We start from the raw sequence: 21,186 nt of genomic DNA on the forward strand, positions 1-21,186 counted from the left end.
TTATGAACCTAAGTGCGTAATTGGGGTCCAGCGGTGAAGCAGGAGGACCAGGAACGCGACCCAATGCCACCCCGCGAGGGTTGTGGACAGTCGCTCGTAGTCCCGGGCCAGTCGTCGGAACCGGCCCATCCAGGCGAACGAGCGCTCCACCACCCAGCGCCTCGGCACTAGCACGAACCCCTTCTTGGCCCCGTTGTACTTGACCACCTGGAGCGTGATCCCGTGAGCTCCCGCGTCAGCAATCGGTTGGTCCCCGGTGTAACCTTGATCCGCATACGCCAGGGTCACGGCCTGCCCGGTCGCCTCTTGGACCGCCGCACCCAGGTCCGCGACCTGGTTCCGCTCCTGCTCCTTGCCGGTCGTCACCCGCAGCGCCAACAGGTGCCCCAAGGTATCCACGGCGATGTGGATCTTGGACCCGTTGCGCATCTTGTGCCCGTCGAACTCGCCCCGCGCCCCGCTCTCTGGGGTCGATTGGAGGGTGCGCCCGTCCAAGATGACGGCGCTCGGGGAAGGGCTACGCCCGGCGGCGATGCGGAGCAACGCTCGGAGGTCGTGGGCCATGTCCTCGAAGCACCCGGCCGCGAGCCACCGCCGGGCCTGCTGGTACACGGCTGGCCACGGCGGGAAGTCGTGTGGCAGGAACCGCCACGGGGCGCCGGTCTTGAGGACCCAGCGGAGCGCGTCGAACACGTCCCGCAGGGCGTACTCACGCTGACCCGCGCCCTCGCACAACAGGGTCAGGTATGGGGCTGCGAACGCCCACTCGTCGTCCGTCACGTCACTGGGGTACGATTTTCGGGTTCCCATGACCCATTAGATTCCCCTGCCACGAGTTAGGTTCATAACAGGCTCTAGAAAATGCCATTTCTCCTTTCTGATTGCTAACATTCGCACGTTTTGGGGTAGTCAGAGGGCCGTTTGCACTCCACGGGTTCTTTGGGATTCCGGTACGAGAGTCACCGTGTTTACCCATCACACGGCAGTATAGTCTTTTCGTGGATTGGTTGTCAAGTTCACTAGTGGAATTGGGTGTCGCTGTAGATTTGGGCATCGGCTTGGGGTTATTCTATTTCACCCCATTTCATGGAGTGGCAGGATGCCCACGTTGACCGTCGAATACACCACGGACGCCGAGCGGATCGAACTCGAACGGGCCATCGCCTACGTCCAAGAGATGCGGCGGTTGGGAACGACGGCCGCCCACGGCACCGTACTCGAGGCCTGCGAGACCTTTGCATTGGGCACCGGTCGCCGGCTCCTCCGTGACAACCTCGCGGCCACCGTCCAGGCTCGCGCCGACCTGGAAAAAAAGTCGCCGGGTGGCGGTCCAAAGGGCGACACCGCCGGACGGTGACGACCGCCCTCGGGCCGGTCCAACTCGACCGCGAGTACTCGTGGTGCCGAGGTCACGGGGGCACGTTCCGAGCCGACCACGCCCTCGGGATCGAGGGCTTCCTCACCCGGCAGGCGACGCGGTTGCTGGTGCTGGCGGGCGTCGAGCACTCCTTCGCGCGGGCGCAACAGGTTGTGGCGGAGTTCTGCGGCTGGCAGGTCGACGACGAGGTGATTCGTCAGGCGACCCACGCCCAGGCCAAGCGGGCGGCGGCCGCGCGCCCCGGCCGGGGCGACGCGGGGCGGTTCGCGACCGCGAAAGGCGCGGTGGAGGTGCTGATCGACGCGGGCAAGGTGAACACGCGCGACGGCTGGCGGGACGTGAAGGTCGGCCTATTTTGCAAGCGAGAAGCGGGCGCGTCGGCCACTCCCGAGGAGTGGGACACGCGCACCTTGCCCGGCCCGACCGTTCGCACGGTGCGTGCGGCGATCGAAGGGTGTGGCGCGTTCGGTACCCGGCTGCGAGAGGAATCGGATCGGCTGGGCGTGACGACCGCCCGCGATGTGACGGTGCTGGGCGACGGGGCCGAGTGGATCTGGAACCTGGCGTCGGACCACTGGCCCCAGGCGGCAGGCGTTCTGGACGTGTATCACGCCCTGGAACACGTCGGGGACGCGGTGAAGGGCACCTTCGGGGACGCGACGGGCGCGGCGGACGCGCCGGCGCGAGCCGGTCGTGCGGCGTTGGTGGCCGGGGGAAAGTCGGTCTGGAGCGGTGGCTGGCCGGGGTGCTCGCGGCGGCACCGAGCGACGTCTCGACCGCTCCGTTGCTGGGGCTGGCGGCGTACATGGCCAAGCACCCGACCCGCTTGGATTACGCCCCGCGGTTGGCACGCGGGCAGAGTATCGGCAGCGGTGCGGTGGAGGGAACGATCAAGCAAGAGGTGAACTTGCGGTTGAAGCGAACGGGCGCGCGGTGGCGGGCCGAACACGTCGGCCCGCTGGTCGAACTCCGCGCCCTGAGCCACACACCCGATTGGCAAGCGCTCTGGGCGGCGGCGTAACCGCCCAAATCTACAGCGACACCCAGTGGAATTTTGTGATTTGATTTGTGCGTCCCAACACGAAGTTCGCGATCAAGCATCTGCAAGTGGGTGGTCGCGGCGAAGAAGGTTTCACCGCGGAGGGCCGGAGAACGCAGAGGAGAACCGAGAGACTGCACACGAGCGTTTTTGTTTTCAGGCTCTCCGCGATTCTTGGGGGCGTTCAAGTTTTTGCCCGTCCGAAGCGGTCCAACACGCGGAGCCGGAAGTTCTTGAAGTTGACCATGCCCCAGGCACGCCACAGGATGGAGCGTAGCCCGTGGTTGAATCCCTCGGTGCGACCGTTACTACTTCGGTTCTGGAAGTAATTCGCGATCCGGCCCATCCAGTTCGTCAACGTCTTGCAGAACTTGTCTAACGACGACAGGCCCAACTTCCGAACCCCGCACATCCAGTCCTCCAGTCGCTCCTGCCCCTGGTCCGCCGTGGCGAGCGAGCGATCCTCGAAGATCGCACGCAAGCCCTCCCGTTGGTCCCACAACGCACCCAGCGCCGGGAACTCCTGCCGCAACCGGGCGAACGGTTCCCGGTCCTCCTCGCGCAGGTTCTCCGGGTTCGTCACCCACCACCAGCGGCTCCCCTTGAGTCGGCTCCGGGTCTCCGCCGACAGCCCCCGCTGCAACTCCCGGCGGGCCGCCGTCAGGCCGTCCTGGAAGTTCTTCATGACATGGAACCGATCGATAGTGATGGCGACGCCCTCCCCGAGCGCCTCCCGGGCCGCCTCCACGTAGGCGTCCCACATGTCCGTCGTCACCTCCTCGACCCGACTCAACAAGCCCTGTTCCTTCTGCTGCTTGAGGTACGCCAATACCGTTGCCTTCTCACGGTTTTCGAGCACATCGAGCACGCACCCGTGGTCGTGGTCCACGATCACGGCGACGAACTGCCGGTGCCTTTTTTCAGAGACAACTCGTCGATTCCAATGCGACGAATCGGTCCCGATGGTGCTTCCGTCGCGGGTTGCTGCTGCCGTTCGATGAAGGCGTAATACCACCCCTCCAAAGTCTTCTCGGGGATTCCAAAGAACCGAGCCGCGTTGGCCACGTCGCTGTGACGGATCAACTCGGCGGCTCGGCCCAGGAGCCGCTCCGTGGCGTGCGACCCTTCGGCCAAGAATGGGATCGGCGGAGTGAAGCACGGACCGCAGTGCGGGCACTCGAATTGTCCCACACGGACGGTCAACTCGACCGCGTGCGAACCGATGGGCAGGTCGAGAATGCGATCCCGGCTGCGTCGTTGCTTGATCGTCTCACTGGCACGCTGGCACTGGGGGCAGACGCCGATGGAGTGCTGGGGAACCACGGTGACCAAGTACCGTTGGTGGAGACGGTCTTCTTCCAGGTGGACGACGGCGAATCCAGGCAACTGGAGAATGTCCGTCCAGATGCTCGAAATGGTCTCGCCGTTCATGGCGAGTCCCCTGAACTGATGGGCAGGAACGTGGCGGTGCTCAACTCGCTGAGGATACCCGTTGCGAATCGACCAAACCGCCAGAAAACGCTCTCACGCCCCCAAGAATCGCGGAGAGCCGGTTTTCTCTGCGCCCTCTCGTGCTCTCTGCAGTGAAATCTTCTTCTCTGTCTCCTACTGCTTACCAAGCACGAAGTCGACGACCCAGCACCCGCGCACATGTGGCCCGGTGCCGCGGCAGTGATCGAGTACATCGGTACTGTCGCATCCGGCATCTTGAAGTGCGTCGCCCAGGATCGGCATCGCGCTAAACTCGCGCGATTCGTACATCTGCGCCGCCAGCGATACGGCCGTTGAGGTGCGCCACGAAGGGGAGAAGATCACGGGGCGAAACGGGTTCCCGAAGATGTCGCGGAACAGGGCCGGTCCGAGTCGAACCAGCGTCGGCTCCGTGCGGAGCAGTGGCATGTCGTCGGAGCGTAATCGCTGATCGTTACCGGCCATGAACGCCACGAGGTACATGCGCATCAGCGCGCCATCCGTTGCGTTGCCCAGGCGCTCGCGGTAGTACGCTCGCCGTTCCGTGCTATCGGTTCCGTGCGGTTCGCGCCGCGTGTAATATTCGGCCAGCCACGCTTCCCTGTGGGCCGCGTTGCGTGCGGCGCGGAGTTCGGCTTCGGTCGCCCGGCCGTCCGCGAGCCGTTCGTTAATCTCGATGGCCGATCGGGTCACTTCGATGGGAAACTCGTCCCAGAACAGGCGACAACATGCGACGGCAAATAGCCGCAACTTCCGGTTCGACGCGCGCTGCTGAACCCGCGGGAGCATCCGCGCCGGTTCCTCGCACGCGAGCCATTCCGCTTCGGTCATTCGTCGTCCTCCCGTTATAGCACGACCGATTCGGACGGTTGCAAGTTCGTGATTTATGTACTTGTGTCAACTGTGGACTTCCCTTAAACGTTGCAGCCCTCCCATTTAGTTGCCGACGGAAGAACGAGCTGCAACAACAAAACGCGCTTTCAAGTACGTTCGTGGTGTCGGGTGTAAATGGCGTAAAGTGTTTATAGATTTTCTCTTATGTCGTGATTCTTGCGAAGGGTCAATTGTGAGATGCGGTCGGAAAAATTGCACACGGGACTAGTTCCCGTTCGGAACTTCGTGCTACGATTCACGTGTTGCTACCCGAACCCCATTAACCGACCGGACCGCCGATCCGCCCGGCCGCTCACGACCAATGCCCAACATCGTGGATGTGACTGGCTCCGTAAAGACGACCGTGGCCGAGGCCCGGTTCCGGGCGCTCATCGAAAAGAGCCTGGACGCGGTCGTTCTGTTCGACGCGGACGGTGTGGCCGAGTACGCCAGCCCGTCCAGTGCCCGGCTCGTGGGTTACGAGCCCGCGGAACTCACCGGGGTCGACGCGGTCGAGTACGCTCACCCCGACGACCGGGACTGGGTGCGGTCCGCGTTCGCGGCGCTCTTGTCGGAACCCGAGTCCGCGTTCACCGAAACGTACCGGGTGCGGCACAAGAACGGGGCGTGGCGCTGGCTGGAGGCGCGGGCGGTCAACCTGCTGTGTGACCCGAGCATCGGCGCGGTCGTCGTCACGTACCGGGACGTGACCCGGCAGCACGAAATCGAGGACGCGCTGCGGGCGAGCGAGCGCCGGTTCCGCGCGCTGATCGAAAACGGCTCCGACGCGATCAAGCTGCTCTCGGCCGACGGTACTATTTTGTACGCGACCCCGACCGCGGTCCGGATCTGCGGCCGGACCCCCGAGGAACTGGTGGGGCACAGTGCCCTCGAATGGTGTCACCCGGACGACCGGGACCGGTTCGCGGCCCGGTACGAGCAACTCCTGGCGGAGCCGGGGGCCGTCGTCAGCGGAGAGTACCGGTATCAGCACAAGGACGGGTCGTGGCGCTGGGCCGCGGTCACGTGTACCAACCGGCTGCGCGACCCGGCGGTCGCGGCCGTGGTGGTGAACCTCTGCGACGTGACCGAGCGCGTGCGCGCGGAAACCGTGTTGCGGGCCGCGATGGAGGGTAGCCTGGACGCGGTCTACCTGTTCGCGTGTGACCGGGGACCGGACGGGACGATCCGGGACTTCTACTTCACCGATTTGAACCAGAGGGGGCTGGCCCTCATCCAGAAGGACCGCGCGGCGGTCGTCGGGAAGCGGCTGTGCGAGTTGTTCCCGCGGCCCCGGATGTTGGGCCTGTTCGACCGGTACGTCCGCGTGGTCGAGTCCGGGGAGCCGCTGGAAGAAGAGTTCCCGTGGTACATCGAGGACGGGCGCGTGATGTGGCTGCACCACCAGGTGGTGCGGACCGGGGACGGGGTCGTCATCACCACCCGCGACGTGACCGCGCGCAAAGAGAGCGAGGCGATGCTCCGGCGCAACGAGGAGCTGCTGCGGAGCGTCATCGATAACATCCCGTGCGGGGTGTTCTGGAAGAACCGGAACTCGGTCTATACCGGGTGCAACGCCCTGTTCGCCCGGAACCACGCGCTCCCCGGTCCCGAGGCGGTCGTCGGGCGCACGGACCTCGAACTGGGTACCGCCCCGGCCGAGGCCGAGGCGTTCCGCGCGTTCGACCGGCGCGTGATCGAAACCGGGCAGTCGGTTCTCGGGATCGAAGAGGCGCTCACCCGGCCGGACGGGTCGCGGGTGGTGCTGCTCACCAGCAAGGTTCCGCTCCGGGACGCGACCGGGGCGGTGGTCGGGGTGCTCGGGGTGTACCAAGACATCACGGACCGGTCGCGCGCCGCGGACGAGGTCCGCGCGTGGAAGGCCCGGTACGAGGCCGCAGTCAAGGCCGCGGGACAGGTGCTATACGACTGGGACGCCGTCACGAACCGCGTGGACTGGGGCGGGAGCTGCCTGGCGACGCTCGGGTACCGGGACGCCGAGATGCCGCCCGAACTGGCCGGCTGGGTCGCGCTGGTCCACCCGGACGACCGGGCCTCGTTCGAGCACGAGGCCGAGCGGTGCGCGGTGACCGGGATGCCGTTCCGCATGGAGTACCGGGTGCGCCGGCGCGACGGCGCGTACATCACCGTGGACGATCAGGGGCACTTCGTCCCCGAACCGAACGGGCGGTCGAAGCGGATGGTCGGGTTCGTGTCCGACGTGTCCGAGCGCCGGCGCCTGGAGGACCAGTACCGCCAGGCCCAGAAGATGGACGCGGTGGGGCAACTCGCGGGCGGGATCGCGCACGACTTCAACAACCTGCTCACCGTCATCAACGGGTACAGCGACATCGTCCTCGGCACGCTCCACGCGCACGACTCCGCGCGGGTGATGGTCGAGGAGGTGCGGAAGGCCGGGAACCGGGCCGCGGACCTGACCCGCCAGTTGCTCGCGTTCGGGCGCCAGCAGGTGCTCCAGCCCAAGGTGCTGGACCTGAACGAGATCATTAAGAACGTGACCCAGATGTTGCGCCGGCTCATCGGCGAGGACATCGGGCTGGTCCTGCGCCCGGACCCGGAACTGCTCCGCGTGAAGGTCGACCCGGGGCAGATGAGCCAGGTGCTCATGAACCTAGCCGTGAACGCCCGGGACGCGATGCCCGTGGGGGGGACCGTCACGGTCGAGACCCGGAACGTGGTGCTCGGCGCCGGGGCCGCGGTCGACGGGGGCGAGGTGCGCGCCGGCCCCTACGTCCGGCTCTCCGTGACCGATACCGGAACGGGGATGACGGACGCCGTTCGGCGCCACATGTTCGAGCCGTTCTTTACCACAAAGGAGCAGGGGAAGGGGACCGGGTTGGGGCTGGCGACCGTGTACGGCATCGTCAAACAGTCCGGCGGGCACATCGAAGTGGAAACGGCCCTCGGGCGCGGTACCACGTTCCGAATTTACCTGCCCGGCACCGCGAGCCCCGTGGTGAGCGAGAACGCGGCCGACGGCGTGGTGCCGGAAGGGAGCGAGGTGGTTCTGCTGGTCGAGGACGAACCGGGGGTCCGGGCGCTGGCACAACTCGCGCTCCGGAAGCGCGGGTACACGGTGCTCACTGCGGGCCACGCGGAGGAAGCCGTCGGGGTCGCGATCCGCAGCTCGCGCCCGGTGGATCTGCTGTTGACCGATGTGGTGATGCCCGGGATCGGGGGGCGCGCGCTGGCCGAACGGCTCCTCACCCTGAACCCGCGCCTCAAGGTGCTCTACATGTCCGGGTACACGGACGACGCGGTGGTGCGCCACGGGGTCGAGGCCGCGCGCGTCAACTTCATCCAGAAACCGTTCACCCCGAGTTCCCTGGCCCGCCAGGTGCGCGACGTGCTCGACGCGCCCACGCGCTAACGAGGCCGTGCGGAGAGGTGCTCGATCCTCAACCCGTCGGTTTGCCGGAGCAGGGCGGTAACGGCCGATTCGAGTCGCGCGGCGAGTGCGACGGCCTCCCGTAGATCCCCGGATGCCGCCCGATCTTCCGCACGCGACGCGAGTTCCCCGGCCGGGGTGGAGAACACCGCGAGCGTCCCGGCGAGTTTGTGGGCCGCCTCTTGTACCCCGAAGAGGTTCTCCGCCCGACACGCCGCCGAGAGCGCGGACAGGTGCGCGGGCACCTTGTCCCGGAACCACTTACACAGTTTCTCCAATAGCGCCGCGTCTTCTTCGCAGGCCGCCAGGATCGCAGAAGGCGTCAGCATCGATTCGGCCACTTCTGGTACGCGACGACCCCGAATGACACGCTCGATTGCGGCGAACAGCTCCGGTGATCGAACCGGTTTGGTCAGGAAATCGTCCATCCCCGCGGCGAGGCACCGTGCCCGGTCTTCGGGCCGAGCGCTGGCGGTCAGCGCGATCACGGGTAAGTGGCGACCGGTGCCCGCTTCCCGTTCGCGGAGCGCGCGGATCACTTGGAACCCGTCCCGTTCCGGCATGTGAAGGTCCAGCAGCAACACATCGGCATTGCCCTCCGCGGCCAGTGCGAGTGCTTGTTCACCGTCCGGAGCCAGCCGAACACGGTGCCCGCGCCGGAGGAGGAGCTGCTCCATGAGTTGCGCGTTGAACTCGTTGTCTTCCGCGAGGAGCACTCGCAGCGGTGCGAGAGAGGGCCGTTGTTTCATTTTTTGAGGTTCGCTTTGCGCCGGTGCGTTCTGCGGGGACTCCACTTTTGTCGGTAACTGGAACCGGGCCGCGAAGTGAAACGTGCTCCCGCGCCCCAACTCGCTGTCCACCGTGATCGCTCCGCCCATCAATCCGGCCAACCGCGACGCGATCGACAGCCCCAACCCGGTGCCACCGTACTTGCGCGTCATGGAATTGTCGGCCTGCTCGAACGCGCGGAAGATCGTTTCTCGCTTGTCGCGTGCGATCCCGATTCCGGTGTCTTGTACCGAGACGCGCAGGAGACACGCATCAGGGGTCTGCGTTTCTTGAACGGCTACCTCGACGGTTACCGAGCCGCGTTCGGTGAACTTGACCGCGTTGCCGATCAGGTTGAGGAGCACCTGACGGAACCGGCCCGCGTCACCGGTCAGGGCATCGGGAGTGCTCGCGCGAACCTGGCTGGTCAGTTCCAACCCCTTCTGCTGGGCACGCGGAGTGAGCGCACGGATCACATCATCGAGCGCTGTGCGCAGGGAAAAGTCGATCGGGTCCAGTTCCATCTTCCCGGCCTCGATCTTCGAGAAATCGAGCAGATCGTTGATGATCGCGAGCAGGTTCTCCGCGGCCGATTTGACCGTTTCGAGCCACTGGCGCTGGTCCGCGTTCAGAGAGGTGTCGAGCGTCAGTTCGGTCATCCCGAGAATGGCGTTCATCGGGGTCCGGATCTCGTGGCTGACGTTGGCTAGGAACTCGTCCTTCGCCCGGTTCGCCGATTCCGCGATCTCCTTCGCGCGCCGGAGTTCCTCTTCGGCCCGGACGCGGTTGGTGATGTCGACGCTGCTGCCGATGAACCGCGTGGGGCGCCCGGTGGTGTCGCGCACAACCACGCCGCGGTTGAGGCGCCACTGGTACGAGCCGTCGCGGTGCCGGAGCCGGTATTCGGCCTCGAAATCTTTCGTTTCTCCCTTCAGGCAGGCGTGAACGGCGCGCAGCACGCGGTCCCGGTCGTCGGGGTGCCACATGGCGATGCGGCCCTCGAAGTCTAGCGGGGGTTCGGACGTGTAGCCGAACTGCTCCCACAGGTTGACCGCGGTCAGGCGCCCGTTCTCGAACGTGCCGTCGGGCAGCGCGAGATCCCAGATCCCGACGTTCGACCCGCGGACGCCCAGTTCCAGGCGCTCTTCCGTTTCGCGGATCGCTTCGGCGGCCCGGGCGCGTTCTTCCGCCAAGAGCCGGCGCCGCGTGCGGTGCAGCGCCTCGCACACACCGCTCATCATGATCCCAACGAGCAAAAATAGCGGGAGCGCGACCGCGGCATTGAGGCTCTTGATCCCCAGGTGGAAGTGCGGTTCGGTGAACACGAGGTTCGCGGCCACCGCGCTCAGAGCGGTGGCCATAAGCCCGGGCCTGAACCCGCCGACGTAGGCCGCGAGCATGACGGCCGGGAGGAACGCCATGTGGGGAACCACGTCCCCGATGAGCGGCCAGAGCGCCAGTCGGAGCGCGAAAGTGATCGTTGTGGCCGCCAGTGCGACGCTGTAACCAATGCGCCGATCGGGTCGTTGCTCGTCCATTCCTGCCTCATTACACAGGCAACCCCAAGCGGGGCGCACCTCTCGTTCTACCCACACGTTCCGAACATCGGTACGGGCCAGCGGGTAGAGCGAACGCCGTACCCTTACGCGGCACAATTCGATGACGCCGCGATTGTTGGGTAATTGACGCGCCAAACGAGTGGCTTGCGCAGGGGAACTGGAACCACTCACGCGCCGAGTGGCCAACTTGGATGATCCCGTACCACGCGAGTGCCACTCGCTCAGGGCGTGGGATTTGGGTACCGCGGCGGGCACGCACAAAATTCACACGCACATGAAATCGCGGTAGAATCGCGGTTTCACATGCTCCCCGTTGCGGTGTGCGGGGCACATTTCGCGCTCCGGCATCGCGGTTGCTTTGGCCGTCTGTCGCACGAGACAAGTACGTGATCGAGTTCGGTATCCCACATTCCTTCACACAGGTGATGCGATGTCTCAGCTCCAACGTCGAGATTTCCTGACTAGCGCCGCGGCGTTCGCGGCGGCCACTGCCACGCTGAGTGCGGTTGGGCGCGCGAACGCGGGCGACCCGACCTTCATGAACAACGTTCCCGATCACCTGCTCGCCGACAAGGATCTGCCGACGTTCAAGTTCGCTCTGGAGAAGTCGGAGGGGAAGGTCATCGGGAAGAGTTCGGGGAAGGAAGCGACCGTCGTTCAACTGCCGATCTCGAAGGGGATCGCAGGGGTGTCTATGACGCTCGAACCGGGGGCGATGCGGGAACTGCACTGGCACGCGACCGCGGCGGAGTGGGCGTTCGTGCTGACCGGTCACGTGCGGACCACGGTCATCGACCCCCAGGGAGCGGCCGAGACGAACGACTTCGGTCCCGGCGACGTGTGGTACTTCCCGCGCGGGCACGGCCACATGCTCGAGTGCCTGGGCGACAAGCCGGCCCACTTCATCCTGATCTTCGACAACGGGTACTTCTCCGAGTTCGGCACGTTCAGTATCACCGACTGGATCGGGCACACGCCGAAGGCGCTGTTGGCGAAGAACTTCGGGCTGCCCGAATCGGCGTTCGATGGGTTCCCGAAGGACGAGGTCTACTTCGCACGCGGCGCAGTGCCGCCCGCCACGCCCGCGGCCCCGCTCCAGGGGCGCAAGTTGCCGCCCCTCACGCACAAGTACGAACTGCTCGAACAGCCCCCGCACAAGGTCTTCAAGGGCGGGCGCGAGTGGCGCGTCGATTCGACCCGGTTCCCGATCTCGAAGACGGTCACGGGCGTGGTCCTCGACCTCGAACCGGGCGCGCTGCGGGAACTGCACTGGCACCCGAACGCCGACGAGTGGCAGTACGTGATCGATGGGAACATCAGCGTGACGATGTTCGGTTCGCACGGCCGGTACCGGACCGAGCAAATGGAGAAGGGCGACGTGGGGTACATCCCGCAGGGGTACGGGCACTCGATCGAGAACGTCGGCGACCGACCGTGCCGGGTGCTCATCGGGTTCAACACCGGCAACTACGAAGCCATCGACCTGTCCCAGTGGATCGCCGGGAACCCGGCCGACGTGCTGGCCACGAACTTCAGCAAGCCGACTTCGCTGTTCGAGAAATTCCCGAAGCAGGACGTGTTCATCGCGCCTGGAAAGTAACGTCCGGGACCGATCAGGCGCGCGGCCCACACGGGCCGGCTGGTGATGAACGCCCGCACGGAGCGTGGGTTGTTCCCACAACGGACCCACGGGGAGACTTCGTGTGGTGCTCGTTCTTACCAGTCGGTCCGTGTGGGCCGTGCGCTGAGTCACTGTGTAGCGAGGGATCTCTAACTCGGAGGAAACACCGTGCGAGCCACGAGCGGAACGATTCGGCGCGTAGTGCTGTGGGGTTTTCTGGTTCCCGTTATGTTGATCGGGGGCGAACGACCGCAACTCACTTTGGCTGCTGACGCACCACAAGAGAAGGACGCGGAGTTACTCAAGGACGCGCGGGACACCTTTGAGCCGCTCCCGAAGGACATGGCGACGCGCGAGTTCCCGGTTTCGCCGGAGCGCGTGAGCTTGGGGCGCAAACTGTTTTTCGATCCCCGGATCTCGGTCGACGGCACCGTGAGTTGCTCTCGCTGTCACCTGTCCGCGTTGTACGCGACCGACGCGCTGCCGAAGTCACACGGCGCACGCGACAAAGTGCTCCCGCGCAACGCGAACACGCTGTTCAACACCGCGTTGCAGTTCAAACAGCACTGGCGCGGCGACTTCGAGAACGTCGAAGCGCAGGCGAAACACGCCCTTACCGGCCCGGGGTTCGGGAACCCGGATTTTGCCGCGGCGATGGCGCGCGTCAACGCGATTGCCGGGTACCCGGAACTGTTCAAGAAGGCGTTCCCGGACGACACCGATCCGGTCAGTGCGGACAATTGGGGCAAAGCGATCGGGGCCTTCGAGCGCACGCTGGTCACGCCGTCGCGATTCGATGAATACCTCGGCGGTAAGGCCGATGCTCTCACCCCCGCGGAACGCAACGGGCTGCGGATCTTCATGGATATCGGCTGTGCGAACTGTCACGGCGGAGTGGGGATCGGCGGGAGCAAGTTCCGCAAGTTCGGAGTGAAAGAAGACTACTGGAAAGCAACCGGCAGCAAGGAGATCGATAAGGGGCGCTTTGATCTGACGAAGGACGCTGCCGATACCTATACGTTCAAAGTTCCGGGGCTACGTAACGTCGAAATGACCGCGCCGTACTTTCACGACGGCTCGGTCGATACGCTGCCCGGTGCGGTGCGCGTGATGGCCCGTGTCCAACTCGGGAAGACGCTGTCGGACGAGGACACGGGGGCGATCGTCACGTTTCTTAAGAGCCTCACCGGTAAACCGCCCGCGGACTTCATCACGGCTCCGGTTCTTCCTCCGGCGGGCTTTAAATAACGAGCACACTCTCTGGTTCACAGGGCTTCCGCCCTGTGCTACGTCCGCCGGCCCCTCCGGGGGCGGAAAGGCATTGACCTTCACTGCCTTATCGAGAAGGGATGAAGGTGATCGGGTGACAGATCGTTTTCTGGTTTTCGCCCCGGAGGGGCCGACTGACGTAGCACAGGGCGGAAGCCCTGTGTTTTCTTTTACACCGACTCGGTTGTCACCACGACGTTCACGAACAGCATCCCGCTGCGCCAGCCCGCGACGTCCATAACGACCGGCGCGGCCCACGAGTGCTCGTCCACGGATTCGCGGTACTTTACCGAGGCCAGGACGCAGCACTGGAGGCCGGGGAGCTGCATTTTCAGCCGATTGAAGAGAACGAGTGGCGGCAGATCGGGCAGGTTCTCGTCGCATACCAGTACGTCCATGTTCGCGTGGAACTCGGTACAGGCGCGGTAGGCGCTCAGGCCCGAGACGGCCGCCCAGACGTCGTACCCCAGGTGTTCCAGGTGGTCCGCGACGAGCAACCGCGTTTCGCGGTCGGCGATCGCGACCACGCACCCGTGGCGCCGGGTCGGATCGGGGAAGCGGGTGAAAAGTGTGAGATCGTCTGCTTCGTTAATTGTTTCGATGGGAGTCATGACAGATGTGCCTTGTACACTTTGAGCGAATTGGGCAAGAGGGTAAATGGCAAAACGTGTACCGCTTCAAAATGAGAAATGGAAACGCTCGGTTTTGCAGGTAGAAGCCGTCCGTGTGACCGTGATTTGGTGATTGGGAGTCGGGCGCGATGCGCGCCGGGCGACCATCGCGGTCGGGTGTGCGCGATGCAGATTCGGAATTCGATTCGAGTGTGGCCGGCGCCGCGTGCAGTTGCGAGAATGGGTCTGAACCTACCAGATTCATTATCAGGGCCGGTTGCGACTCATTCATGGCCCACGTATTACTCATCGACGACGATCCGGACCTAATCGCCGAGCAGGTTCGGCATGCGTTCCCGGCGCCCGCACACAAAGTCGAGGTCGCGCGGACCGGCGCGGCCGGCGTCGCGCGCGTTCGAGAGACCGCGCCGGACGTTGTGCTCCTTGATCTCCGGTTACCCGATCGGCCCGGTCTGGACATCTACGAAGAGATCCACGCGGTCGATGCCCGGATTCCGGTCGTGTTCGTGACGCTCTCGAAGAATGCGGACGCGGCCATCGAAGCCATGAAACGCGGGGCGTTCGACTACCTGTTCAAGCCACTGAACCCAGCGCAGCTCCGGCGGGTCGTCGGGGAAGCGGCAGAAGTCGCCCAACGGATGCGGGAACCGGCGGTGCTGGCCGAAACGCTCCCAGAGGAAGACGTCGGCGGGGCGATCGTTGGGGCGTGCCCGGCGATGCGGGAGGTTTACAAGGCGATCGGCCGGGTCGCGGCGCAGGACGTGCCGGTACTCATTACGGGTGAGAGCGGAACCGGTAAAGAACTGGTCGCGCGGGCGATTTATCAGCACAGTCGCCGCAGTCGGGCAACTTTCCTCGCGCTGAACTGCGCGGCGATCCCGGAAAACTTGCTGGAAAGCGAACTGTTCGGGTACGAGAAGGGGGCATTCACGGGCGCGGACCGCAAGCGCATCGGCAAGTTCGAGCAGTGCTCGGGCGGAACGCTCTTTCTCGACGAAATCGGCGATATGCCGCTCGCGCTCCAAGCGAAAATGCTCCGCGTGCTGCAAGAGCAGACTTTCGAGCGAGTTGGGGGCGGCGAGACGATCACGACCGACGTCCGAATCATCTCCGCCACGCACCGCGACTTGAAAGCAGTCTCGGCGGACGGGCGGTTCCGGTCTGACCTGTATTATCGGCTCGGAGTGTTCACGATCCACCTGCCCCCGCTGCGTGAGCGCGGGGACGATTTACCGGTACTCATTCAGCACTTCCTCCGGCGGTTCAATCGTGAACTCGGGCGCGACGTGCGCGAGATCAGTCCGGAGGTGATGGATCGCTTGCGGGCGTATCCCTGGCCCGGAAACCTGCGCGAATTGCAGAGCGTCCTGAAGCAAGCGCTCCTCGGTGCGGCCGGATCGGTGCTGCTCCCGGCGATGCTTCCGGAACTGGTTGCGGAGCCAGCACCTACCGCTGGTCCTGCACTGACGACTGAGCGTTCGAGCCTGGAAGAATTCATCCGCGGTCGCCTCGCGGAGGGGAGCGAAACGCTCCACGACGACGCGCACCGCGAACTCGATCGCGTTCTGCTGCCTCTAGTGATGGAGTACACTCGGGGGAACCAGTTGCAGGCCGCGAAAATTCTCGGTGTCGCGCGCCAGACTTTACGGCGAAGGCTGCGCGAACTGCACATCACCCCGCGGTTTACCGACGGTTCCGAGGACGATACCGATTAAGCTTGACCGGTTTGTGGTGTATACTGCATTAATTGAGTAACTGAGAACGGTCCGCACAGCGTTTTCGACGTGCCATTTCGAGAGTGATGAGAGCCAACCGCGTGTAAGTGAAGGGCCACGGATCTGGTGCCCCGGCGCCGCTCCCCTTCTCTCGTCGAGACGAAACCCGAATTGCGCCGGCCGATTTGCCGATGAGACTGGTAGCCTCGGGCGCCACGGTCGATCGGTCGCGCGGTGCGATTGTCAGAAAACCTGTGCCGGCCAACTGGACGAGCGAGGTCGGCGTCCTACTTTACTCGTTCCCACAGGAGGTTTAGGTGAGTCATGGCGAAGGCTAAGACCAAGAAGCCGGTTATTGAAGAAGAAGAAGAGAACGAGGTTCTCGAAACCCCCGAGATCGCTGAACCCGTTGCGGCCGCTGCTCCGGTTCGCCGGGTCGATAACGGGATGATCCTGGACATGGAGGGGTACGGGGCCGAGGTCGCGAGCGCGCTGATCGTCAACGGGCTGCGCGCGTACCTGTCGGTCGTGAACAAGGGCGTGAACGTGGTCGCTACGAACCGCGCGCACACGGCGTTCATTCCCGTGAAGATCGAGGCGAGTAACGCGGGACTCGACGTTCGGCGCGACGACGCCAAGCCGTTGGTCGAAGCGCAGGGCGTGCTGGCGTTCCTCTACGAAGAGGGCGAGGAGCGGACGAGCTTCTACCTGCCGGTTTCGGAATACCTGGAAATGGCCGAGGATCGCGGCGAGAGCGGGCTGCGCCTGGACGTCGAAGAGCACGGGAAGTGGCTCGAAAAGTACGAGGGGCACGCGGGCATCAAGCGCGTGTTCGCCCGACTGTTGAGCTGATCTGTTTCATCGAACGGTCCCGGCGCGGATCTGAGTCCGCGTCGGGGCGCAAGTCCCGCAGTGGTTCACGTTCCCTTCCGACACTTACTCGCCGGATAATTGCAAATGCAGTTCTTCCGCTTGAAGCCTTCCACCATTGAGGGGGCGGGTGTCGGTGTGTTCGCAGCAACGAACATCCCGAAAGGGGCGGTGCTGACCGGTTTGTTCGCTGAAGACGACGTGCGGCGACTGACCTGGGAGGAGTTTGCCGCTCTCGATGTGCCAGCCGAGATCAAAGAGAACTTCGTGACGCGGTACGAAACCGAGTGCTTTTTGCCCAAGTGCCTGAATCGGATGAGCGTCGGGTGGTATCTCAACGACTCAGAAGATCCGAACTTGGGGCACGACGCGAACTACATTTACTTCGCGCTTCGTGACATCGTCGCGGGTGAGGAGTTGTTGATTCGGTACGACGATTTGTAAGTTTTCCGTGCTGGATTCCGGCCTTTTTCGGAATCGGCCGGAATCGCAGAGCGGAAAAGTGAGGGCGCGCATCGTCATCAACCGATTGGGGTTGGGTGCGAAGCATGTGTGGTGAGGGGAAGTCGCTATTGGGTTAGTCTTGGCAACGTCTGGTTGAGTCCCTATACCTCAGTCTTCCCAGCGAAGTGGGTTTGTTTTGGCGGGACCGCGTGTCCCGCATCCGTCGGTGAACCAGCACTCCTAGAACCAGGGCACGAGTCGCAGGTGGCGCCCGCGAGTACGGGCGAGTGGGACGTTTTGCTTCCCGATCGGAAAAGGTTACATTGGTTAGCTCGATCGGGCTGAGTGTTGTTTGGTTGGGTGCGTGATCGGGTTGAGTTCTGGTTGCTCGAATGGGTTCGCGGCGAGAGGTTTTTGACTCAAGTGCGGATTTTGGCCGCCGGAATCGCTGGGATCAAAGAGAGTTCGGTGGGATCTGCGAGAAAGTTTTTTCGGGGCGGTTGACGGGTGGCGGGGGCGGCGGTAAGTTAACTTCGCAGCAGTGACGCAAGTGCAACGCCTGCAAGGGGTTGCGAAAGAAAATAGGGTTGGCGATCGGGTCGCTGCTGATAACATTCACTGAGCGACGATGAGTCGCGAGTGGGTGTGGGAGTGAGAAGGGTCGGGGTTGGTTGTTCGGGTTGGTATTTGGTTCGCTTCGCTCGACAGGGCGAGCGGACCACTCGGGTGATCGGGCGGGCCTTAACGGGCCGGCACTGATTGCCCAAAAAGTGCGAGCGGTTCGGCCGCTCGCGAGATCGATCTTTGACAACGTGGTGAAGCAAGTTAGTTGCATCTGTTCGGTGCCACTGGCGGCGGATTGGTTCGGTCCGAAAGGGTCGGTTCGTCCGGTGTGAGTGGTGGCCGAGTGCATGACAATGCAAAGACAAGACACGAGCCTTAGAAGTGAGAAATGAATCGTCAGCCCGGGTCGCACCCAAGTGACTCGGGACGATGCTAGCTGGAAGAGTGCTTGTGAACCTGTTGCGGCGACGTGGCGGGGGAGCGAGCAATGCGGCCAAGCTAGTAAGGGCGTGTGGGGGATGTCTTGGCACCAGAAGGCGAAAGGGCGTGGAAGACTGCGAAAAGTCCGGGGGAGCTGTCAAACGAGCTTTGATCCCGGAGTACCCGAGCGAACCCAGGGAACTGAAACATCTCAGTACCTGGAGGAGGAGAAAGAAACCTCGATTCCGTCAGTAGCGGCGAGCGAACGCGGAACAGCCCAAACCACGGGTAACACCGTGGGGTTGTAGGACCGCATTTAGGATCCCGAGTTCCTAACGAAAGGGTCTGGAATGACCCGCCACAGAGGGTGAAAGTCCCGTACGTGACAGGAGCAAGGGCCGAGCGGTATCCTGAGTAGGACTCAACACGTGAAAGTGAGTCCGAATCGGCGGGGTCCATCCCGCAAGGCTAAATACTCTCTGGTGACCGATAGCGAACAAGTAGCGCGAGCGAAAGATGGGAAGAACCCCGATAAGGGGAGGACACTGAACCTGAAACCACATGCCTACAAGCGGTGGGAGCCCTATGCCCTCACGGGAACGGGTGACCGCGTGCCTTTTGCATAATGATCCGGCGACTTACCGTAACCAGCCAGGTTAAGGGCCTCTGGCCCGGAGCCGAAGCGAAAGCGAGTCTCAAACGGGCGCTAAGTTGGGTGCGGTAGACGCGAAACCACGTGACCTACGCATGGCCAGGATGAAGTGGGGGTAACACCTCATGGAGGACCGAACTCATTTGGGTTGAAAACCGATGGGATGAGCTGTGTGGGGGAGTGAAAGTCTAATCAAACGTGGAGATAGCTCGTTCTCTCCGAAATAACTTTAGGGTTAGCGTTCGGATAGTTGACGCTGGGGGTAGAGCGACTGATTTCGAACGGGGGCCTACCCGGCTACCCGTCGAAGCCAAACTCCGAATACCAGTGTACCAGTCCGGGCAGCTAGACGGTGGGGGATAAGCTTCATCGTCGAGAGGGGAACAACCCAGATCACCCGCTAAGGTCCCGAAGTCGTACTCAGTGCGAAAGGAAGTTGGATTCCCGAGACAGCCAGGATGTTGGCTTAGAAGCAGCCACCATTTAAACAACGCGTAATAGCGGACTGGTCGAGGAGTCCTGCGCCGATAATGAACGGGACTCAAGTACGACACCGAAGCGGTGGGTGCAGCAATGCACGGTAGGAGAGCGTTGCGTGTGCGGCGAAGGGGTACGGGCAACGAGCCCTGGAGCGCATGCAAGTGATTATGCCGGAATGAGTAGACGATAAAACGGGTGAGAATCCCGTTCGCCGTAAACCTAAGGTTTCCTGGGGAAGGTAAATCCGCCCAGGGTTAGCCGGTGCCTAACGCGAGGCCGAAAGGCGTAGCGGATGGGGAGCAGGTTAATATTCCTGCGCTCCTCGCACAACACGGGACGCCGGTTCAAGGTGGTGTAGGCTGATCAGATTGCCTCAGGGCACTTAAGACCCCGATATCCACCGCGGACCGGCCGAGAAAACCGTGCGAGAAACCGTACTAAAACCGACACAGGTAGGTGAGATGAATATTCTAAGGCGCTCGAGAGAACTCTCGTGAAGGAACTCTGCAATTTAACTCCGTAACTTCGGGAAAAGGAGTGCCCCCGCAAGGGGGCCGCAGTGAAAAGGTTCTGGCGACTGTTTACTAAAAACACAGGTCTGTGCGAAGGCGCAAGCCGCGGTATACAGACTGACGCCTGCCCGGTGCTGGTAAGTTAAGGGAGAGGGTTAGCCGTAAGGTGAAGCTCGCAACCGAAGCTCCAGTAAACGGCGGCCGTAACTATGACGGTCCTAAGGTAGCGAAGTTCCTTGTCGGGTAAGTTCCGACCTGCATGAATGGCGTAACGACCGGAACACTGTCTCCACGAGAGACTCGGTGAAATTGTAGTTGTCGTGAAGATGCGACATACCCGCAGCTAGACGGAAAGACCCCGTGAACCTTAACTGCAGCTTGGTATTGGGTTTAGACCCGGCATGCGTAGTGTAGGTGGGAGACTATGAACCGCGCATCTCGGTGCGTGGGGAGTCGGCGATGAAACACCACCCTTGCCGTGTTTGAATTCTAACCTGACGTGTGTAGCGTCAGGGACCGTGCTAAGTGGGCAGTTTGATTGGGGCGATCTCCTCCTAAAAGGTAACGGAGGAGTGCAAAGGTACCCTCAGCCCGGTTGGCAATCGGGCATCGAGCGTAAAGGTAGAAGGGTGCTTGACTGCGAGTCCGATGGGACGAGCAGGGACGAAAGTCGGCCTTAGTGATCCGGTGGTCCCGGATGGAAGGGCCATCGCTCAACAGATAAAAGGTACTCCGGGGATAACAGGCTTATCTCCTCTGAGCGTTCATAGCGGCGAGGAGGTTTGGCACCTCGATGTCGGCTCATCACATCCTGGGGGTGGAGAAGCTCCCAAGGGTTCGGCTGTTCGCCGATGAAAGTGGTACGTGAGCTGGGTTTAGACCGTCGTGAGACAGGTCGGTCCCTATCTGCTGTGGGCGGAGGATACTTGCGGGGCTTTCTCCCTAGTACGAGAGGACTGGGAGGGACACACCTCTGATGTTCCAGTTATGGCGCTAGCCGTACCGCTGGGTAGTCACGTGTGGACGGGATAAACGCTGAAGGCATATAAGCGTGAAACTTCCCCCAAGATCAGGTATCCCGCGCAAGCGAAGGCTCCTCGTAGACCACGAGGTCGATAGGCCGGACGTGTAAGTGTGGTAACACACTCAGCTAACCGGTACTAACAGCCGAGCGCTTGGCCGCATTGCTCGCTTCCTCGCTCGTGTCGCATGTCATGCGGCACAGTGCGACTAACTGCTTCACCACGTTGACAACGATACAACGACCCCGGGTCACACTGGGGTCACCGGGCGACCGAACCTCGCCCCCAGCGACTTCAAGCAGATTTGAAGCAGCTTGCCGGTGACCAGACCCGAGCGGAAACACCCGTTCCCATTCCGAACACGGCCGTGAAACGCTCGGGGCCGATGGTAGTGCGTCCAGCGCGAGAGTAGGTATCGCCGGCTACTTTTTGAAATTTAGATCGGTTCTCGACACGACAGTGGACGAAGTGACTGGTCTGTAATACACT

At 63.1% G+C, this 21,186-nt stretch carries 14 protein-coding genes and 2 rRNA genes; 10 read left to right on the top strand and 6 right to left on the bottom strand.

The annotated features are described in order from the left end of the window. Positions 1 to 810: an IS5 family transposase gene (locus tag VT84_RS10975; protein WP_082839550.1), complete on the bottom strand. Its 810-nt coding sequence runs from the start codon at positions 808 to 810 to the stop codon at positions 1 to 3. A 289-nt stretch (positions 811 to 1,099) separates the two neighbouring features. Here VT84_RS10975 and VT84_RS10980 point away from each other — a divergent pair, with 289 nt between their 5' ends. Both VT84_RS10980 and VT84_RS10985 read left to right on the top strand, forming a co-directional pair. Next, on the top strand, positions 1,100 to 1,357 hold the full coding sequence (locus tag VT84_RS10980; protein ID WP_082839551.1) for a hypothetical protein: 258 nt from the start codon (positions 1,100 to 1,102) through the stop codon (positions 1,355 to 1,357). Then, positions 1,354 to 2,283, top strand: coding sequence for a hypothetical protein (locus VT84_RS10985; protein ID WP_082839552.1), 930 nt, complete (start codon positions 1,354 to 1,356; stop codon positions 2,281 to 2,283). The genes VT84_RS10980 and VT84_RS10985 overlap by 4 nt, the downstream gene beginning before the upstream one ends. Before the next feature lie 318 nt (positions 2,284 to 2,601). On the opposite strand, the gene VT84_RS10990 is transcribed toward VT84_RS10985, so the two are convergent. The 3 genes from VT84_RS10990 to VT84_RS40720 all read right to left on the bottom strand — a co-directional run bounded on the left by VT84_RS10990 (position 2,602) and on the right by VT84_RS40720 (position 4,718). Next, positions 2,602 to 3,381, bottom strand: a complete 780-nt coding sequence (locus VT84_RS10990; protein WP_239465915.1) for an ISL3 family transposase — start codon at positions 3,379 to 3,381, stop codon at positions 2,602 to 2,604. Next, positions 3,309 to 3,848 carry a transposase family protein gene (locus VT84_RS38365; protein ID WP_052561604.1) on the bottom strand — a complete coding sequence of 180 codons (540 nt, stop codon included), beginning with the start codon at positions 3,846 to 3,848 and terminating at the stop codon, positions 3,309 to 3,311. Before VT84_RS38365 ends, VT84_RS10990 begins: the two co-directional genes overlap by 73 nt. Positions 3,849 to 4,022: 174 nt before the next feature. Beyond that, positions 4,023 to 4,718 carry a hypothetical protein gene (locus VT84_RS40720; RefSeq protein WP_239465773.1) on the bottom strand — a complete coding sequence of 232 codons (696 nt, stop codon included), beginning with the start codon at positions 4,716 to 4,718 and terminating at the stop codon, positions 4,023 to 4,025. A gap of 364 nt (positions 4,719 to 5,082) precedes the next feature. Here VT84_RS40720 and VT84_RS11005 point away from each other — a divergent pair, with 364 nt between their 5' ends. Continuing rightward, positions 5,083 to 8,151: a PAS domain S-box protein gene (locus VT84_RS11005; RefSeq protein ID WP_082839555.1), complete on the top strand. Its 3,069-nt coding sequence runs from the start codon at positions 5,083 to 5,085 to the stop codon at positions 8,149 to 8,151. Here VT84_RS11005 and VT84_RS11010 read toward each other — a convergent pair. Next, the gene (locus VT84_RS11010; protein WP_082839556.1) at positions 8,148 to 10,475 is read right to left on the bottom strand and encodes a response regulator; all 2,328 of its coding nucleotides are present in this window, start codon (positions 10,473 to 10,475) and stop codon (positions 8,148 to 8,150) included. The two genes, VT84_RS11005 and VT84_RS11010, sit on opposite strands and share 4 nt — an antisense overlap. A 451-nt stretch (positions 10,476 to 10,926) precedes the next feature. On the opposite strand from VT84_RS11010, the gene VT84_RS11015 reads away from it, so the two are divergent. Beyond that, a complete protein-coding gene (locus VT84_RS11015) occupies positions 10,927 to 12,096 on the top strand; it encodes a cupin domain-containing protein (protein WP_082839557.1) in 1,170 nt (389 codons plus the stop codon). A 189-nt stretch (positions 12,097 to 12,285) separates the two neighbouring features. Continuing rightward, entirely contained in the window at positions 12,286 to 13,365 is a 1,080-nt protein-coding gene (locus VT84_RS11020) for a cytochrome-c peroxidase (protein ID WP_204249742.1), read from the top strand. A 191-nt stretch (positions 13,366 to 13,556) separates the two neighbouring features. On the opposite strand, the gene VT84_RS11025 is transcribed toward VT84_RS11020, so the two are convergent. Further along, positions 13,557 to 13,997 (bottom strand): hypothetical protein, encoded by a 441-nt coding sequence (locus VT84_RS11025; RefSeq protein ID WP_052559740.1) that lies wholly within the window; start codon positions 13,995 to 13,997, stop codon positions 13,557 to 13,559. 290 nt (positions 13,998 to 14,287) lie between these two features. On the opposite strand from VT84_RS11025, the gene VT84_RS11030 reads away from it, so the two are divergent. From VT84_RS11030 to rrf, 5 genes are all read left to right on the top strand, one after another. Further along, the gene (locus VT84_RS11030; protein ID WP_082839558.1) at positions 14,288 to 15,733 is read left to right on the top strand and encodes a sigma-54-dependent transcriptional regulator; all 1,446 of its coding nucleotides are present in this window, start codon (positions 14,288 to 14,290) and stop codon (positions 15,731 to 15,733) included. A gap of 324 nt (positions 15,734 to 16,057) precedes the next feature. Next, positions 16,058 to 16,585 carry a hypothetical protein gene (locus VT84_RS11035; protein ID WP_052559738.1) on the top strand — a complete coding sequence of 176 codons (528 nt, stop codon included), beginning with the start codon at positions 16,058 to 16,060 and terminating at the stop codon, positions 16,583 to 16,585. A gap of 105 nt (positions 16,586 to 16,690) precedes the next feature. Next, a complete protein-coding gene (locus tag VT84_RS11040; RefSeq protein ID WP_052559737.1) occupies positions 16,691 to 17,047 on the top strand; it encodes an SET domain-containing protein-lysine N-methyltransferase in 357 nt (118 codons plus the stop codon). Positions 17,048 to 18,102: 1,055 nt separating this feature from the next. After that, positions 18,103 to 20,858 (top strand): 23S ribosomal RNA (locus VT84_RS11045). A gap of 155 nt (positions 20,859 to 21,013) precedes the next feature. After that, a 5S ribosomal RNA gene (gene rrf, locus VT84_RS11050) occupies positions 21,014 to 21,121 on the top strand. The last annotated feature ends 65 nt before the right edge of the window (positions 21,122 to 21,186 follow it).

This window comes from Gemmata sp. SH-PL17 (assembly GCF_001610855.1).
GTDB classification, from domain to species: Bacteria; Planctomycetota; Planctomycetia; order Gemmatales; family Gemmataceae; genus Gemmata; species Gemmata massiliana.